Here is a 19,347-nt window from a genome sequence, read left to right as displayed (position 1 = left end):
AAGATGAAAAACCCAGAGAGAAAAACCTCTGGGTCTTTTTTTGTCATTTTTTTAGAAAGTTTAGATTAAGAAATGTAGTGAAAAAATCAAAAAGTAGGTGATTAGAGTAAATATTCTGAGCGTTTACGGGTATTTCTTAAGAAAAAATCATCCTGAAAAGAGTATGTTTGGTAAGAAATAAGCTATTTTTGAGGTGATTTTATGCTAGAAACCTTGCTAATTAAAGGTTTTTATTTTTTATAGATAGAGCAAAAAAAACGTAGTATTCTTTCATTTGTTTTTAATATATACTATTCATACTAACATAAAAGGAGCATAAAAATGGTATATAATCAATTATCTAAAATACAATTAGCGCGGCTACTCGGTTTTATAGCTATTGTTTTTACTTTTTTATTTAGCCTAACAAACGAAAGCTTTGCTGAAACAACGATTGTGGATGTGACAGACAAAGAGCTATTAGGTGAGATAGCGCTAGTACCAAACAGTGAAGAAGATCAATCTGCAAAGTTAACAGCAATTATTGCGAAATATCGTTATAATGACCCAGAAATATTAACTTTTCCACCAGGTGTTTTTATTCTCGATAAAGATATTACTATGAGAAATAATATTTCTTTAAAAGGTAGTTCGGAAGCACCAACAGTTATTAAAAATACTACTGATAAGCGAGTTCAGTGGTGGGAAACAACGTCTGGCTGGAATCGCAATATTGCCATTACAGATTTCTTTTTTGATGGTGTAAGTATCAATTTTGATTTCACAACAGATATTTTTATTAGAAATAATGTTTTTTACAATACAAGAGTTCAGATGTTTCTTCGTGCCAGAGCTGGGCATAATACTGAAATTAACGGAAATGTTTTTTTACGTGGAAAAGATAGTGGCAAATATTATAATACTAGCGGACGTGGCGATCAATATGGAGGAATATTTGTAACGGGAATTGCGAATGGAACAAAATCCTATGTCCCAATGGAAGACACGCAAATAAATGATAATATTTTTGGAATGAAGCTAGATGAACTGGACCAGTTTATGAGTATCGGCTCTCCAGAAGTAAATAAGATGTTACATAGATTAGAAGAGGCCCAAAAATATTCTTATGTAAATTTTGATGGGGGAACAGAACAGAATTATTTTTCGGTGGGAATGAATACATTAGCTGCACTTTGGCGTACAGAATTAATGAATAATATTTTTTATGGCCCTTACGAAAATGAAGACCGTCATGGCGTAAGTAGTGATCATATGATCTACACAAAGGGCGTTGTGGATATGGAAATTGCGGGGAACTATACTCGTGGTTACCATGTTGGTGCCGCTGGCGGTTTTAAACTTCGTTCGAGTCGTCGTGTCGATATTATGAATAATTATTTTAATGATACAGGGCTTATTTTAAATGCTACACAGGAGCAAGGGTACTATGATTCTTATGGTGCCAAAGGAGAAATTACTAACACTGCTGTGATAAATAATATCTTTAATATGAAGACAAGGATTGGGGCCATTGGGATAGTTTTTGACAATGCTATTGCAGGGGGCCAAACAGAAAGAGAAATAAGAGAGAATGTTTTTGTAGAGAATAAATATATAGGTTATCGAACTTGGGGTTTGGGTGATGGGAATCCAATGGATTTATGGAATACTCAACATCAATCTGGTTTTAGTCCTCAAACTACAGCATATTATAAAAACACGCGAGATGATCGAGATGACTTTATTTTGGGTGTTCGTAGATGGACCGCAGAAGACTTAGCGATAGCCACAAAACTTGGCGAGAATTGGCAACAAGTTTATACACCTGCAAACTATGAAAAACTTAGAAAAATTCGTATTCCCTTTAAAGATGTTTTACTAAAGAAAAAGTCAACCATTATCCTTCCACAATACACAGCTGCTTCACAAGTGACACTGGCTGATTTGTTTACAGAATACACAAGTATTAATGTTGAAAATGCAGAGCTACAAGTTTTAAATCCAGAGATATTGAATAACACAGGCAAACAAACGTTGAAAGTAGGTGTCAAGTTAACGTATCGTATCAATAAAGGTTCAGCTGAATTTCAACAAGATTTTATTGACGATATGGTAGTCGCTGTGCCAATTGAAGTCACTCCAACAACAGGAAAAATGACCTTGTCTGTGAAAGATGAAGAAAGACAACCGTTAGCGGGGGCAGTCTTTACTTTGAAGGATAAAGCCGGGAAAGAAATTAAAAAAGAGTTAACGACAAACGCTGAAGGCCAAGTTGAGCTTTCAGAGTTAGCATACGGTGAGTATCAATTATTTCAAACCCAAACAGCAGCAGGGTACATAGTCACAGCAAAACCAATCGAAGTAGTAATTGATAAAAAAGAAACAGTGATCGAAGTCGTCAATACAAAAGAACGACCGAAAACAGGCCAAGTTACAATTCAAGTAAAAGACGCACAAAACCAAGCAGTGGTCAATGCAGTGTTTAAAGTAGAAGATGCATTGAACAACACTGTAAAAGAGAAAATCACAACTAATGAGCACGGAGCAATTGTTTTAGAAGAGATTCCCTTTGGTCAATACAGACTGGTTCAATTAGAAGCGCCCGTGGGCTATGAAATGAGTGAAGATACTATTTTTGACGTAAATGCAGAAAAACTTTCAATAGCAATTACGAATGAGAAAAAAAGTATCATTGGAACGGGTACAGTTATTTTGACATTAACAGATAAAATGACAAAAGCACCGATTGAAGGAGCCGTTTATACGTTGCAAGATGATGCGGGAACAGTACTTCAAGAAAACTTAAAAACGAATGAGCAAGGTCAATTAACAGTTAATCAATTAATTGCGGGAAATTATCAGCTTGTGGAAACACAGGCAGCGTCTGGTTATCATTTAGAAGCCACATTTTTACTGTTTGAAATTTTACCGAATACTTCAGAAAAAGTTTTAGTCAAACATGAAAATCAAGCAATTAAAAAAGAAGAAACAACGATTGTTGGCACGCTTAATCAATTACCCTCAGTGGAATTAGAAAGCTTAACAGAAACAGTAACAGTCCAAGCACGCGTGACATTTGGCTCAGATGCTGTCACGTGGGAACAAGCGAAAATTGTCTATAATGTGAATCCGTTGTTTACACTGTCGCCAATCACTATTACTAACGAAAAAGGGGAGGATGTTAGTAAAAACGGTGTGCTAGCACATGTAGGGAATCAAGTAAGTATGACATTTAATAAACAAGCAGAAGAAGCATCTTTAAAGATACAAAGTAAAACAGTAGAAAATTTTGCCTATTTAGTTGGTCAAACGTATACAATGACGTTCTCAGTGACACCGAAGACGCCTTTAAACGAGACGGAAGAGACCAGCCTGATAACAGAAGGGGCTATTTTCCAAGCCGAGATGCATTATGGGCTGGACCAATTACTTAAAGCAGAGCCAACGGTTATTAAATTAAAAGACGCTGCTAGTGAATTACCTGATGATTCCGCCAATGAGTCAAGTGATCCAACTAACACAAGTGAAAGTACGACACCAAGCACAACGAGTGATCCAAGTAGCACAAATGAAAGTACGACACCAAGCACAACGGATCCAAGTAGCACAAGTGAAAGTACAACACCAAGCACAACGCGCGACACAAGTAGCACAAGTGAAAATAAGTCACCGAGTGCAACGAGCGATACTAGTAACGCAAGTGAAATTATTACGCCATTAACAAAAAGAGAGCCAAGTCAACGTGAAAATACTCAGCATGCAAAAGAAAATTCAGAGAACTCTCAAAGTTTGGCTTCTAAGAAATTACCCAAAACGGGAACTAAAAAATCCACGCTAGTAGTATGGACAGGCATTCTTTTCATCATCATAGCTCTTGTGACTCTGAAAAAGAATCGGAAATATAGAGTGTAAGTAGTCAAAAAACAAGATGTCATCCCAAAGACATCTTGTTTTTTATTTTTCTACACGGGAGGAGTTGGTTGTATCTTTTTCCTGAATATCTATTTTATTCTATGCTATAATAATAGAAGTAAGATAATGAAGGAGTGGGATGGAAGATGCAAGCAACAGTAACAGAAATAGGCAAACATGCAATGGATGATTCAGAAAAATTGATTATTCTTTTTGGAGAAACTGCTACCGATACCTTGAAACAACATGCGGTTATTCAATCATTCCCAGAAAAAGAACAAGTCACCTTGTCAGAAGGGGATCATCTGAAAATTGGCGAGACAAACTATACAATCACAAAAGTGGGTTCTTTTGCCAATAGTAACTTGCAAAGTATCGCTCACAGCACTTTAATCTTTGCTGATGCACCAACCGACGAGGAAGAAGTTATCCGGAACGGTGTTTATTTAACGCCCCATCAGTTACCAAAAATAACGATTGGAACAACAATTGATTATTTAGTAAATGGAGCGTGAATCAATGGAGAAAAAACAAACGACTGACAAACGCCTGTCTTGGTTTTGGCGTTGGTTTTTAAATAATCAAGTAGTAACAGCCTTACTGATTGTCTTATTGGTGCTGTTAATTATTCTAACTTTTACGAAAGTTTCTTATTTATTTAAGCCCGTCTGGCAGTTTTTCGGCGTTGTTGGCTTACCAGTAATTATGGCGGGGATTTTATATTATTTATTAAATCCGATTGTTGATTATTTAGAGAAAAAACAAATTTCACGTGTGTGGAGTATTATCGGCCTATTTATTTTAATTGTGGCACTACTCATTTGGGGTGGCATTGTAATCGTTCCTAAAATTCGCGAGCAATCTGTCAGCTTTGTGAATCATTTTCCTCAATATATTGATACAATTGATCAAAAATCACAGGAAATATTAAGTGATCCACTTTTCGCGCAATTTAGAGAACAACTTGAAGCGGCAGGCGATAAAGTTGTCAGTTCATTAGGTACTATTATTAAAAACGTCTCAACGTTCACAGTACAAGGAATTGGTAATTTCTTTGGGGCGGTGGCTACGATCTTTGTCGCCATCATTACGATGCCATTTATTCTATTTTATTTACTGAAAGATGGTAAAAACTTAGCGCCCTATTTAATGAAGTTTTTACCAGTGAAGATGCGCAAACCAACCCTAAAAGTCCTTGCAGAAGTCAATGATCAAGTCTCTTCTTATATTAGGGGACAATTAACTGTCGCTTTCGCAGTGGCAATTATGTTTATGATTGGTTTTTCTGTCATTGGCTTAGATTATGCAGTCACTTTAGGTATTGCAGCAGGCTTTTTAAATTTAATCCCTTATTTAGGATCATTTTTAGCCATGATTCCAGCAGTCTTTTTAGGAATTGTCAGTGGGCCAGCTTTGTTAATTAAAGTCTTGATTGTTTTTGCCATTGAGCAAACAGTTGAGGGGCGTTTTATTTCGCCACTTGTCCTAGGCAGTCAGTTATCCATTCATCCAGTCACCATTTTGGTTGTTTTATTAACGTCTGGTAAACTATTTGGGATTGTCGGGGTGATTTTAGGAATTCCTGTTTACGCCGCAGCTAAGGTGATAATTACTCACATTTTTGAGTGGTACCAAATTGTATCAGGTTTGTATGATGAAGATAAGCCAGATCAACAAGAATCTACGTAACAAAAGAGACAAGCAGTGAACGAACTGCTTGTCTCTTTTTGATGTAAATCACTCGGAAAATTTAGAATGTTTTACCGTATTCAGTTGCTTTAGTCATGGCAGTATTTAAAAGTTCTTCCGCACGATCAGGGAAATGATCAATTCCTTCGATGAATAAACTGTCAACTTGATCAACACCAATGAAGTTTAGAATGGCTTTAATATATTGAGAAGCAAAATCTTTTCCTTCGTAGAAGCCACCATTTGATTGGATGTGTAAGGCTTTTTTACCACTTGTTAGCGGTTTTGGTCCTTCTGCTGTATATTGGAAGGTTTTTCCAGCAACGTTGATTGTATCTACCCAAGCTTTTAAGCGTGTCGGTACGTTTAAGTTCCACATTGGATTAGCAATTACTACTTTGTCTGCAGATAAAAATTGATCAGTTAATTCATTAAAACGAGCTACTTTTTGTTGTTGGTTTTCGCTTAATGTTTCAAATGCTGCACCAGCGCGAAGTGCACCCCAAGCAGATAATAATTCTTCATCGATTTCCGGCATGTTTGTTTCTGGTGCATAAACATCTAAAATTTCGATTTCATCTGATGGATTTGTTTCACGGTATGAAGCTAAAAATGTTTCTAACGCACGAACTGAGCGTGATTCTTCTTTTGTTAATGGATGTGCTTTAACAACTAATAATTTTGACATTGTGTAATCTCCTTAAAATAAATAGTTTAAAAATTCAACATCTCTATTTTACTAATAAAAAGTAAGAGAAAGCAAGTCTTTTTTTGAGATTTAGTCAACTTTTTTTCAAAATAGCCTAAAAGACGAAAAATATTTTTTGAAAAGGCTTGCATATTAAAAAAAAGCATGCTATTATTACTTTGTAAATAAGGATTGTTACTGCTTTGCAGGCAAAACCAGAGTCTTCCATTAACACAATCAGTGGAGGGATTCTGGGCTTTTTTTATAAAAAAGTGAGGTTGCATTCATCATGAGGATTGAAAAAGTTTTAAATAATAATGTCGTGCTTTCAAGAAATGAGCAAGGCGAAGAAATTGTTTATATGGGACGCGGCTTAGCCTTTCAAAAGAAGATTGGAGACACGATCAATCCAGATTATGTTGAAAAGGAATTCGTGTTAAAGGACTCCGCTATGGCAGGACAATTCCAACAGTTGTTTGAAGACGTTCCCACCAAAGAAGTAGAAGTCGTCAAACAAATCGTTGATTTAGCAGAAAAAACGCTAGCGATTGAGCTTTCATCAAATATTTATTTAACTTTAACGGATCATATTCACTATGCGTTACTTCGAGCCAAAGAAGGAATTGATATTCCGAATCCTCTTGTATTCGAAACACGCAAATTTTATCCTAAAGAATTTGAAATTGCTAAGCAGGCATTAACTATTATTGCTGAAAAGCTAACGGTTCAATTTTCAGAAAATGAAGCGGGCTTCATTGCTTTTCATATTGTGAATGCTGAACAAGGAAATGGCAATATGGAAGTTACCATGGAAGCAACCAAAATGGTTCGAGATATTTTAACGATTATTAGTCGCTACTTTGGACAAGTGTTTGACGAAGATTCATTGAACTATCAACGAATTGTTACACATCTTCAATATTTTGCGCAACGTTATTTAAAACAAGAAGCGCATGATGAAGAGGATGAATTTCTTTTTGCATTGGTCCAAGGAAAGTATCCTAAGGCGTTTCAAGCGGCCCAACGTATTAATGAGTATTTATTAAAAAGCTATGATCGACCAATTGATCAAGCGGAAATGATTTATTTAACCATTCATATCCAAAGAGTGGTCAATGATAAAAAGACATAACAACCAATAATCGCGGATTGTTACTGATAATGCAGGCAAAACCTAGATTGAAAAAACCGATAACGATTTTCGCAGACTGCGCAGCTGTGAAGAGAAGGATCTGGCTCTTTTTCAATGTAGGTTTTTTTGATATTAAAAATTAATGGAAATGAGGACCTAGAGATGAGTAAAAATCAAGAAATTGCAGCACGTGTGTTAAAAGCTGTTGGGGGCGAAGGCAACGTTAATAGTGTTGTTCACTGTGCTACGCGCTTACGTTTTAAATTAAAAGATGAAAATAAAGCAGATACAGCTGCATTGAATGCTGACCCAGATGTTATTCAGGTAGTTCAAAGTGCAGGACAATATCAAGTGGTTATTGGCAGTCACGTTAGTGATGTCTATAAGGATTTGATGGCCAACAGTGGACTAGGTAATGATTCTGATACTAGAGAAAAAGAAAGTGGCGGAAATGTCTTTAACCGTTTAATTGATATTATTTCTTCTATTTTTACACCGTTTTTAGGTGCAATGGCCGGTGCTGGGGTTCTAAAAGGTTTCTTAACCTTAGCTGTCACTATGGGCTGGTTAGCTGACACTTCAGGCGTATATCTTGTGCTCTTTTCGATTGCAGACGGGTTATTTACTTTCTTACCAATTATGTTAGCGTTTACGGCTGCTAAAAAATTCAATACTAATCCCTTTTTAGCGGTTGCTTTGGCGATGGCCTTGGTTCATCCCAGCATTACTGCTTTAGCAGGCAAAACAATTAGCTTTGCTGGTCTTCCAGTGATTATTGGGCCAAGTGGCTATACTTCTTCGGTTTTACCAATTATTTTGGCTGTTTTTGCACAAAGTTATGTTGAACGTTTCTTCAAAAAAGTAATTCCGAGTTTTCTACAAATTATCTGCGTTCCGTTAGCTGTTTTCCTTATTATGGCACCTGTTACCTTCTTAGCTATTGGTCCTATCGGGACGGTCATCGGCGATTGGTTGGGACAAGGATACAACGCAATTTACGCTTTTAGTCCAATTATCGCAGGGTTATTAATGGGTTCTTTGTGGCAAGTCTTGGTAATGTTTGGTATGCATTGGGGCTTTGTACCAATTATGATGTTAAACTTAACACAAGGTGGCGATACGATGGTACCAATGTTATTACCAGCCGTTATTGCACAAGGCGGGGCTGCTTTAGCTGTCTTTTTCCTAACAAAAAATGTGAAACTAAAAGGTTTGGCTTTGTCTTCAAGCATTACAACTATTTTTGGAATTACTGAACCAACTGTATATGGCGTGACTTTACCATTGAAAAAACCATTTATTGCGGCTTGTATTGGTGGCGGTATCGGTGGTGCATTTGTGGCTATGAATCACGTGAAAAACTTTACGTTTGGCTTGGTTAGTATGTTGAGTTTGCCTGGCTTTATTCCTGCAGAGACAAAAGATACTGCACCGATGATTACTGGTGCGATTGGTGCCGGAATTGCCTTTATCATTGCGTTTGTCTTAACGTTTGTCTTACGTTTTGAAGATCAACCTAATCCAGAAACAGCAACTGAAAAAACAGAAACTGATAAGATGGTGGCACCTGTAAAACCGAATCAAGAAGACAAAATTATTTTAGCAAGTCCACTTCAAGGTGAAATTTTACCGCTAGAAAAAGTACAAGATCCTGTTTTTGCTTCAGGTGCTTTAGGAAAAGGTGTTGCAATTGAGCCGACTGAAGGCAAACTGTATGCACCCGCAGATGGTGAAATCACCACATTATTTCCGACAGGACATGCTGTTGGCTTGACGACAACAGAGGGTGTTGAATTATTAATGCATATTGGCATGGATACGGTCGAATTAGATGGTAAAGGCTTTGAATTATCAGTGAAACAAGGAGATTCTGTTAAAAAAGGAGATTTACTGGTTACTTTTGATATTGCTGCCATTAAAGAAGCTGGTTATCCAGTAGTTACGCCGATTGTGGTAACGAATACGAAGGATTATTTAGATGTTTTGGATATGAACCAAACAGACGTGTTACATGGTGAAGACTTTTTAGCCATTATTAAATAAAAGACAATTGGAGGAGGAATAAGCATGACAACAACGACAAAATTTCCAAAAGGATTTTTATGGGGCGGTGCGACCGCAGCCAATCAATTAGAAGGGGCTTACTTAGCCGACGGTAAAGGTTTATCTGTGGCAGATGCGATGCCGGGAGGAAAACAACGTTTCGCTATTTTAGGAGATGAAACGTTTGATTGGACGATTGACGAAACGAAATATCGCTACCCTAATCATACAGGAATTGATCACTATGATCGCTTTAAAGAGGACATTGCGTTGTTTGCTAAAATGGGCTTCAAATGTTATCGATTTTCAATTGCGTGGTCGCGTATTTTTCCACAAGGAGATGAAACACAACCGAATGAAGCCGGTTTGAAATTTTATGATGCGGTTATCGATGAATGCTTAAGCTATAACATTGAACCAGTAATTACGATTTCTCATTATGAGATGCCACTGCATTTAGCGAAAGAATACGGCGGGTGGAAAAATCGTCAATTAGTTGACTTTTATGAACGTTTTGCGGAAACTGTTTTAACACGTTACCATCAAAAAGTTAACTATTGGATGACATTCAATGAAATTAATTCAGCTTTCCATTTCCCAGCACTTAGTCAAGGACTGGTGAAAAGCAATGGAGCCAATGATTATCAAAACATTTTCCAAGCCTGGCATAATCAATTTGTTGCAAGTAGTAAAGCTGTAAAAATTGGCCATGAATTAAATCCAGAATTACAAATTGGATGTATGATTATTTATGCAACAACGTATGGCATTGATTCGAATCCAGTCAATCAAGTTGCTACAATGATTGAAAACCAAGAGTTTAATTATTATTGTACAGATGTTCAAGTTCGTGGTGAATATCCAGCATACGCAGAGCGCATGTATCAAAAATATGCGGTGAAAGACTTAGTCATTGAAGAAGGAGATTTAGAATTATTAAAAGAATACCCAGTGGATTACATTGGCTTTAGTTATTATATGTCGACTGCTGTCGATGTTACTGGTACTACCAACGATACAGCAAATGGGAATCTTTTAGGCGGTGTTAAAAATCCCTTCTTAGAAGCAAGTGAATGGGGTTGGCAAATTGATCCCAAAGGCTTACGGATTGCCCTAAATGAATTATATAATCGTTATCAAAAACCTTTATTTATTGTGGAAAACGGCTTAGGTGCAATTGATAAAGTCGACGAAAATTTCTATGTGGCAGACGATTATCGGATTGATTATTTGCGTCGTCATATTGAAGCAATGGCAGAAGCAGTTGCAGATGGCGTCGATTTAATGGGCTATACGCCGTGGGGCTGTATTGATTTAGTCAGTGCTTCCACAGGTGAAATGAGTAAACGGTATGGGTTTATTTACGTTGATTTAGATGATGAAGGAAATGGTACTAAAAACCGTTATGAAAAAAAATCGTTTAATTGGTACAAACAAGTTATTGAAACTAATGGACAAAACTTAGACTAGTTATTGAAATTAAACAAAACAAGATAATCGTAGTAGGTTGTTGCTTCTGTTCCCGCCGTTTATCACTTTTTAAGCTTGGGCCAAAAATCCAAAGTGATTTTTGGCCCAAGCTCTTTTTTGTCAATTTTTCAAAATAGTGCACAATACGTTATAATAGAAACAACTGAGAGGAGCGTTTCTAATGAATAAGCAATTACAACATCCGTTTTTTGTTATTATGGGTCCTAGTGGTTCTGGCAAGACCGCAATTACAAGTAAGGTTTTTCCGAAAAACTATAAAGTTATCTCGCATACTACGAGGAAAAAACGATTGGATGAAGTGGATGGTGTGGATTACTATTTTGAAACAAAAGCAAGTTTTCAAACCTTGATTAAAACCAACCAGTTAGTGGAGTATGATTTTTACCACGGAAACTATTACGGTGTCGGTGTAGCTGCCATCATTGAAACAACGAAAGAGCATCCAGCCTATAATGCGTTAACTTTTCCAGGTTTTCAAGCGGTCTTTGAGCGTTTCGGCGAGTCCGTCATTCCAGTTTTTTTTGACGTTTCCAAAGAAAATATTTATCAACGCTTAAAGCAGCGGGAATCCGATCCTAAAATTATTGAAGAACGTTTAAACCTATATGATCAAGAAATTCTTATCAAAAACCAATTGGAACAATATCCTAATTATCAACGGATAGATGCCAATGGCTCAATAAAAGAGGTCGTTGACTTTTTACAAAAGTGTATCAAGCAATATTATTAATCAAGTAACTGATAAGACAAAATCTAACATCAATTTTGTCTTACTAGGCGCTTGATTTTTTTTTGTAAAAAACTTGCATTCTGAATAGAGAGTGCTATAATGACATGGTGTCATATGACGATGTGTCATAAAAGGGAGGAACACAAATATGCCTACGAATACGTTTTTTCATTTGCCAGAAGAAAAGCAACAACGGTTATTAGATGCTGCGCAGATTGAATTTTCGCGCCATTCTTTACAAGAAGCGTCAATTGCAAATATTGTTAAATTAGCGGAAATTCCTCGTGGTAGCTTTTATCAATATTTTGAGAACAAAGAAGATTTGTATTTTTATTACTTTGCGACATTAAGAAAAAATAGTGAACGAGATTTAGAGAAACAAATTATTGCAGAAGATGGCGATTTAATCAAAGCCATGGATGTCTATTTCTCCAAAATGATTGTCGAAGTGCTAACTGGAGAGAATGCTTCTTTTTATCGGAATTTGTTTGTCAACATGGACTATCGTGCTTCACGTCGGGTGACGGATAATTTAGCGACTGGGGAAGAAGAAAAAAATAGGAAACAGCATTGTCACAAGCATAGAGAAAGAAAAGGCCATGCTGCCTATGCAGAACATCTTTATCAAATAATCGATCGTTCGAAATTAACTATTGAAACGCCAAAAGAATTCACGTGGTTCATGCAGACGGCGATGCATGCCGTTTTCTCAACAATTGTTGATGGGTATCGTCAACAAAGAGAAAATCCCGCCTATGATTCAACTGAAGCAGTCAAACAATTAAAAATGAAATTAAATTGGTTGAAAAATGGCGCTTATAAGTAACAAAAAGGAGGAGAAGTTAGTTGATTAAACTAGTCAAACGAATGTCGTTATGGTCAGTCTTTGCAGCAGTTTTATTTATGATTGTACAAATTATCGCAGATTTATATCTGCCCACTTTAACATCTAATATCATTAATGACGGTGTTGCTAAAGGAGATATTAACTATATTTGGAGTACAGGAGTTGTCATGTTAGGCTTTTCTTTGATTAGCATTGTCGCTTCTATTGGAAATACCTTTTTTGCCACCAAAGAATCACAAAGTTTAGGAAAAAAATTACGGACCGATATTTATCGAAAAGTTGAAAATTTTTCTAATAATGAATTTGACAAATTTGGGACAGCTTCGCTAATTACACGAACAACCAATGATGTCAATCAGATTCAAATGGTTATGCAAATGTTTTTACGTTTAATGATTAATGCACCTTTAACGTTAATTGGTGCAAGTTTTATGGCGTATAACAAGGACCCACAATTAACGAAAATTTTTCTATATGTTTTACCAATTATGGCTGTTTTAGTGGGCGGTATCATGTTTTTAGCGGTTCCGTTATTTAAAAGCATGCAAAAGAAAACCGACCGTTTAAATTTAGTTTTTCGTGAAGGACTGACAGGGGTTCGTGTGATTCGGGCCTTTGGCAAAGCAAACTATGAAGAACAACGTTTTGATGAAGCCAATAAGGATTATACACAAACGGCGATTAAAGTGAATACGATTGTCGCTTTGATGATTCCTTTAATGACACTCATTATGAGTGGTACCAATATTGCAATCACTTGGTTTGGCGGTCATTATATTGCGGAAATGCAACTAGAAGTAGGGAACTTAATTGCCTTTATGACTTATGCCATGCAAATTCTGATGAGTTTCATGATGTTATCCATGATTTTTGTCATGGTACCGCGGGCGCAAGCTTCTGCTGATCGGATTAATGAGGTGCTAAATACTGATTCAGAAATCAAAGATGTACCCAATCCAGAACCACTCTCTCTAAAAGGCGACAAAGCAACATTGGCGTTTGAACATGTAAATTATCGTTACCAGCATGCTGAAAACTTAGCACTGGAAGATATAGATTTTTCAGCAAAATCTGGGGAGACGGTCGCAATTATTGGTGGGACTGGTTCTGGGAAAACAACGCTGGTTAATCTTTTACCACGTTTTTATGATGTTGAATCTGGCAAAATTTTGCTAAATGGTAAAAACATTAAAGAAACATCACAGCATAATTTACGAGAAATGATTGGCTTTGTACCGCAAAAGGCTGTTTTATTTACAGGAACGATTCGTGAAAATATGCAATACGGCGCCCCAAATGCGACCGATGAAGAAATTTGGCAAGCCTTAGAAATCGCGCAGGCGAAGGCGTTTGTTTCAGAATTGGCAGAAGGTTTGGATAGTCATGTTGAACAAGGCGGCGGTAATTTTTCTGGCGGACAACGCCAGCGGTTGGCTATTGCTCGTGCTTTAGTAAAACCAGCAGATGTCTATGTTTTTGATGATTCCTTTTCTGCATTGGATTTCAAAACAGATGCTAATTTAAGAAAAGCCTTAAAAGAGCAGATGACGGATGCAATTGTCGTTTTAGTAGCCCAACGTGTAAGTACGGTTATGGAAGCATCGACCATTTTAGTATTAGACGAAGGGAAATTAGTTGGTAAAGGAACGCATGAAGAGTTATTAGCGAATAACCAAACGTATCAAGAAATTGTACATTCTCAATTGAGAGAGGAGGACCTTGCATGAGTAGTCGACCAAAAGGCGGACCAATGGGCGGTGGACCAGGCCGTAACATTGGCGCAAAAGGGCCAAAACCAAAAAATTTCTGGAAAACAGTGAAACGTTTATTTCGATACATGTCTAAACGAATGCTGTCAATTATTGCTGTCTTAGTATTAGCAATCGCAGCCGTCGTTTTCCAAATTCAAACACCAAAAGTATTAGGACAGGCAACAACTGAAATTTTTAAAGGCGTCATGAAAGGCGCTGCGGAAATGAAACAAGGCTTAAAAATAACTTCTTTTCCAATTGATTTTGACAAAATCGGTCAAATTTTATTAATTGTTATTGCCATGTATCTTATTTCGGCTGTCTTTAATTTCTTGCAGCAAGTAATTATGACACGTGTTTCACAGCGAACAGTTTATGAATTACGTCAAGAATTAGAAGCGAAAATGAACAAAGTTCCAATTTCCTATTATGATACTCATAGTAATGGGGACATCATGTCGCGGGCAATTAACGACATGGATAATATTGCGAGTACTTTACAGCAAAACTTAACCCAATTAATTACCAGTATCGTGACATTTGTGGGTGTACTTTGGATGATGCTGACCATTAGCTGGCAGTTAACACTAATTGCCTTAGCGACAGTACCATTAAGTTTAATTGTTGTGATGGTTGTGGCGCCTCGCTCGCAAAAACATTTTGCGGCTCAACAAAAAAGCTTAGGATTATTGAATAACCAAGTCGAAGAAACCTACGGTGGTCACGTAGTAGTAAAAAGTTTCAACCACGAAGAAAGTGATCAAGAAGTATTTGAAAAAGAAAATGAAAAATTATACCATGCTGGTCGCAAAGCACAATTTATTTCAGCGATCATTATGCCTTTAATGAACTTTATCAAAAATCTAGGCTACGTGTTCGTTGCAGTCCTTGGTGGCGTAAAAGTAGCGAATGGTATGATGGATTTAGGGGATGTCCAAGCATTTCTTCAATATACCAATCAATTTTCACAACCGATTACTCAAATCGCTAATTTAATGAATACAATCCAAGCTACGGTGGCTTCGGCAGAACGTGTCTTTGAAGTGTTAGATGAAGAAGAAATGGTGGATGAACCTTCTGGCGTACCAGTGGAAACAGATAGTCCTTATCGTGTTTCTTTTGAGCACGTTGCTTTTGGCTATTCACCAGAGAAATTATTAATGAAAGATTTCAATTTAAATGTTAAACCTGGGGAAATGGTCGCAATCGTGGGCCCAACAGGTGCTGGTAAAACAACCCTAATTAACTTATTGGAACGCTTCTATGATATTAGTAGCGGTAGCATCAAATATGATGGCGTTGACACGCGCGATTTATCTCGTGAAGAGTTGCGAGCACACTTTTCAATGGTTCTTCAAGATACTTGGTTGTTCACTGGAAGTATCTATGACAATATTCATTATGGTAATGACCAAGCAAGCGAAGAAGAAGTGATCCGTGCGGCGAAAGCAGCCCATGTTGATGACTTTGTCAGAAAATTACCAGAAGGCTATCAAACGATTTTAAATGAAGAAGCCAGCAATATTTCTCAAGGTCAACGACAATTAATTACAATTGCTCGAGCATTCTTAGCAAATCCAGACGTTTTAATTTTGGATGAAGCCACCTCAAGTGTGGACACTCGAACAGAAATACTGATTCAAGCAGCAATGAATCGTTTATTGGAAAATCGGACCAGCTTTGTAGTTGCTCATCGCTTGTCGACTATCCGTGATGCCGACACGATTATCGTTATGGCAGAAGGATCAATTGTGGAAACAGGAACCCACGATGAATTAATGGCGAAAAATGGTTTTTATGCTGATTTATATAACAGTCAGTTTTCAGAAGAAGTAGCCTAAAAGGCGAAGAAAAAAATAGTAATTCATGATGAGGCTTCAGGAACCATAGTCGTAAAGACTGGTTCCTAAAGCCCTATTTTTTTGACAAAAAGTTAGCGAAATTGAAAAATTTCTATTTTCTTTTGAGAAAAACAGGATATTACTTGATGAAATAGCAAGAGATGTATAAAATGGGAGAGAAGAAAATGGAGGTAACAGAAAAAATGACTGAATTTCAATTAGAAAAAGCTACGACATTAAAAACAATTGCTATCCGTGCGAAAAAAGTTGGCGAAATGGTCGACTTTTATAAAAAAGTAATGGGTTTTGTTTTAAAGTCAGAAGAAAATAACCTGTCTATCTGGGGTACACGTGAAGCAGGAACGCAATTATTAATTTTAGAAGAAACCAGAAAAGCCGAAGATTTTCATAATGAAGAAAAGCAAATGGCTTATTTTTCAATTAAAGTTCCTACGGAAAAAGAATTTTTACAAATTGCTAAACGAGTGCTTGAACAAGACTATCCAATTGATGAAAGTTTCCAAATTGGCACACGTCAAAGCATGTTCATTACTGATCTTGAAGGCAATCAATTTGAGATTTTTCACGATGAAGCAACAGCAAATTCGACTTCTGAAAAGCAACCGATTGTGCTTAAAGATCTTATCAGTGAGGACTTAGAGCCACATCAAGGGTTAGCCGCTGGGTCATATTTAGCTCATGTGCAATTAAAAACAAACAATCAAAAAGAAATAAAAGCATACTATGCGGAAGTTCTGGGTTTAAAACGCAATGAAAAAGATCAATTTGTTTTAGAAGATGGCAAAGCGACCATTGGATTCCAAAAACCTGAAACAAGTGAAGTTGATCAATTACCTGATCCACACTTAGGTTTAGATTTCTTTACCATTAAGCTCTCTGATCAAGACCATATTTTAGCAATAGAACAACAATTAACGGCGAAAAATCAAGAATTCTTTATTGACCAGAAAAAAGCGATTGTCACTGTGTTTGATCCAATTGGCTTGGAATGGTGGTTTGTCTTAAAATAAACGCTTAGACAGACAAAATAAGCTTGTTTTAGCAAGTCTGGAATAAAGTCGGAATAAAAGTTTAACGATACTTTTGTTCGGGACTTATTCTAGACTTTTCCTTTAATATTAAAAATAGTAGGTGAAAAAATGTACGAAAAAACAAAGTCGAAAATTAAAAAAATGATGAAAAAAGGTGTTTTTTCGGGCGCTAGTTTTTGTTTTATTGAAGGTGAAAAAGAGGAGACCAATTGTTGGGGACTCGCACAAGTAAAACCCACCAAAGAACAATTAACCTCAGCTATGCTCTTTGATGTGGCTTCTTTAACCAAAGTAGTCGGCACCACCACCGTTATTTTGCAACTAGTGGAGGAAGGAAAAATTATTCTAGATCAATCGTTACAAACCTATTATCCCTCTTTTCAAGATTCCAACATTACAATCCGTCATTTGTTGACACATACAGCAGATTTACAAGGCTATATTCCTAATCGTGATCAGCTGAATGCCCAAGAATTAAAACACGCTTACAATCATTCTTTTCACGCAGGCAAAGCAATAGGTAAAAAAGTCGTTTATACAGATGCAGGGACTATTTTATTAGGCTTTATGTTAGAAGAAATGTTCCAACAATCAATGATAGAAATTTTATCTGAGCGAGTATTGCTTCCTTTAGGGATGAACGAAAGTACGTTTCTACCAAAAAATCCTTTAAACTGTGTGCCAACAGAATTACATGAACAAAGAGGGGTGATTCGAGGCGCAACTCATGATCCTAAGGCATTTGTTTTACGGGAACATGCAGGGAATGCCGGCTTGTTTAGCAATGTCTATGATTTAACAAAATTTGTTCGAATGTATTTAAATCGAGGTAGTTATCAAAATTATCAATTTTTGAAAAAAGAGACAATTGATTTGCTACTAGTTAACCAAGTGCCAGCTGCAGATAAACCGCGTTCTTTAGGATGGGATTTTAAATATGATGTAGCTACGCAACGGCCAGTATTATTCCATACGGGTTATACAGGTACTTTTTTGCTAATTGATGTGCAACAACAATCAGCGTTTATCTTTTTATCCAATCGAGTTCATCCAGATGACCACCGAAACGCTTATATCGCAGAAAGAGATCAATTGCTGGCAACCTATTTGGGGGAGAAATCTTCAGTTTCAGATGAAATGACTAGTTTTTAGTGATATAATGAGAGCGAATTCAATTTGGGAGGTCACAGTCAATGCAAGAACCATTATTTTTACAACCTGTTTTTCAAGAAAAAATTTGGGGCGGCAATCGTCTGCACACGCTATTTGGTTTCGATTTACCGAGCGATAAAATAGGTGAAGATTGGGCAATCAGTGCACATCCACATGGTGTTAGTACTGTTTTAAATGGCGAATTTAAAGGAAAAAAATTAGATGAATTGTGGGCAGACCATCAAGAGCTATTCGGACATGCAGGTGGTGCTGTCTTTCCATTATTAACGAAAATTTTAGATGCTGAAGATGATTTATCCGTGCAAGTTCATCCCGATGATGCATATGGCCAAAAACATGAAGGTGAGCTAGGCAAAACAGAATGTTGGTACATTATCGATGCGGAACCTGGCGCTGAAATCATTTATGGCCATCATGCGAAAACAAAAGAAGAACTAGCAGAAATGATTAAAGAAGGTCGTTGGGACGATCTTTTAAGAAAAGTACCAGTGAAAAAAGGCGATTTTTATTATGTACCCAGCGGCACTATTCATGCCATTGGCTCGGGTATTTTAATTTTAGAAACGCAACAAAGTAGTGACACGACGTATCGGGTTTATGATTATGATCGAACCGATGATCAAGGAAAGACCCGGGAATTGCATATTCAACAATCCATTGATGTGACAACCGTTCCGGCAAAGGACCCCGACCTCTCTATTCAACAAGAAAATCAAGGACAATCAAGTATTGTTACTTATGTAAAAACAGATTTCTTTAATGTTTATGAGTGGCGTGTCAGTGGGATTCTAAAAGTTAAAAAACAAGCACCTTATACATTAGCAACAGTTATCGAAGGTGTAGGTCGCTTGATTACAGAAGATGCTACAAAAGCAGATGTGGCTACTTTTGATTTGAAAAAAGGCGATAGCTTTATCTTTCCAACAGATATTCCGAGCTGGCGTTTTGAAGGTGATTTAACGATTATAGCTTCAGAACCTGGCAGTCGCTAAAAAAATGAGGAAATCATCAACAGATGA

Annotated in this window: 14 protein-coding genes; 13 read left to right on the top strand and 1 reads right to left on the bottom strand. The window is 36.9% G+C overall.

Features of this window, described 5'->3' with window-relative positions:
• Positions 1–321: 321 nt before the first annotated feature.
• The 3 genes from IGI87_RS10275 (at position 322) to IGI87_RS10265 (ending at position 5,580) form a co-directional block, all read left to right on the top strand.
• The gene (locus IGI87_RS10275; RefSeq protein WP_438736941.1) at positions 322–3,891 is read left to right on the top strand and encodes a SpaA isopeptide-forming pilin-related protein; all 3,570 of its coding nucleotides are present in this window, start codon (positions 322–324) and stop codon (positions 3,889–3,891) included.
• Positions 3,892–4,037: 146 nt separating this feature from the next.
• Complete coding sequence (locus IGI87_RS10270) at positions 4,038–4,406, top strand: PTS glucitol/sorbitol transporter subunit IIA (protein ID WP_438736939.1); 369 nt, start codon at positions 4,038–4,040, stop codon at positions 4,404–4,406.
• A gap of 4 nt (positions 4,407–4,410) precedes the next feature.
• Positions 4,411–5,580, top strand: coding sequence for an AI-2E family transporter (locus IGI87_RS10265; protein WP_113794486.1), 1,170 nt, complete (start codon positions 4,411–4,413; stop codon positions 5,578–5,580).
• Positions 5,581–5,641: 61 nt separating this feature from the next.
• On the opposite strand, the gene IGI87_RS10260 is transcribed toward IGI87_RS10265, so the two are convergent.
• Entirely contained in the window at positions 5,642–6,268 is a 627-nt protein-coding gene (locus IGI87_RS10260; RefSeq protein WP_104854930.1) for an FMN-dependent NADH-azoreductase, read from the bottom strand.
• Positions 6,269–6,557: 289 nt separating this feature from the next.
• On the opposite strand from IGI87_RS10260, the gene licT reads away from it, so the two are divergent.
• The 10 genes from licT (at position 6,558) to manA (ending at position 19,320) form a co-directional block, all read left to right on the top strand.
• Positions 6,558–7,400: a BglG family transcription antiterminator LicT gene (licT, locus tag IGI87_RS10255; protein WP_104854932.1), complete on the top strand. Its 843-nt coding sequence runs from the start codon at positions 6,558–6,560 to the stop codon at positions 7,398–7,400.
• A 162-nt stretch (positions 7,401–7,562) separates the two neighbouring features.
• Positions 7,563–9,443, top strand: coding sequence for a beta-glucoside-specific PTS transporter subunit IIABC (locus tag IGI87_RS10250; protein WP_438736937.1), 1,881 nt, complete (start codon positions 7,563–7,565; stop codon positions 9,441–9,443).
• A gap of 24 nt (positions 9,444–9,467) precedes the next feature.
• A complete protein-coding gene (locus IGI87_RS10245; protein WP_438736935.1) occupies positions 9,468–10,913 on the top strand; it encodes a glycoside hydrolase family 1 protein in 1,446 nt (481 codons plus the stop codon).
• A 181-nt stretch (positions 10,914–11,094) separates the two neighbouring features.
• Positions 11,095–11,664 (top strand): guanylate kinase, encoded by a 570-nt coding sequence (locus IGI87_RS10240; RefSeq protein ID WP_104854935.1) that lies wholly within the window; start codon positions 11,095–11,097, stop codon positions 11,662–11,664.
• Between the two features lie 148 nt (positions 11,665–11,812).
• Positions 11,813–12,490 (top strand): TetR/AcrR family transcriptional regulator, encoded by a 678-nt coding sequence (locus IGI87_RS10235; RefSeq protein ID WP_104854936.1) that lies wholly within the window; start codon positions 11,813–11,815, stop codon positions 12,488–12,490.
• A 20-nt stretch (positions 12,491–12,510) separates the two neighbouring features.
• The gene (locus tag IGI87_RS10230) at positions 12,511–14,238 is read left to right on the top strand and encodes an ABC transporter ATP-binding protein (protein ID WP_438736934.1); all 1,728 of its coding nucleotides are present in this window, start codon (positions 12,511–12,513) and stop codon (positions 14,236–14,238) included.
• Positions 14,235–16,103 (top strand): ABC transporter ATP-binding protein, encoded by a 1,869-nt coding sequence (locus tag IGI87_RS10225; protein WP_002356577.1) that lies wholly within the window; start codon positions 14,235–14,237, stop codon positions 16,101–16,103. Before IGI87_RS10230 ends, IGI87_RS10225 begins: the two co-directional genes overlap by 4 nt.
• 161 nt (positions 16,104–16,264) lie before the next feature.
• Positions 16,265–17,134 (top strand): VOC family protein, encoded by an 870-nt coding sequence (locus IGI87_RS10220; protein WP_438736932.1) that lies wholly within the window; start codon positions 16,265–16,267, stop codon positions 17,132–17,134.
• A 129-nt stretch (positions 17,135–17,263) separates the two neighbouring features.
• A complete protein-coding gene (locus IGI87_RS10215; RefSeq protein WP_438736930.1) occupies positions 17,264–18,307 on the top strand; it encodes a serine hydrolase domain-containing protein in 1,044 nt (347 codons plus the stop codon).
• Positions 18,308–18,348: 41 nt separating this feature from the next.
• Entirely contained in the window at positions 18,349–19,320 is a 972-nt protein-coding gene (gene manA / locus IGI87_RS10210; protein WP_113794481.1) for a mannose-6-phosphate isomerase, class I, read from the top strand.
• The last annotated feature ends 27 nt before the right edge of the window (positions 19,321–19,347 follow it).

This window comes from Enterococcus sp. DIV1444a (genome assembly GCF_051712125.1).
Lineage (GTDB): Bacteria > Bacillota > Bacilli > Lactobacillales > Enterococcaceae > Enterococcus > Enterococcus faecalis.
Note: the sequence above shows the minus strand (reverse complement) of the source record. Positions and strands in the feature narration are given on the sequence as shown.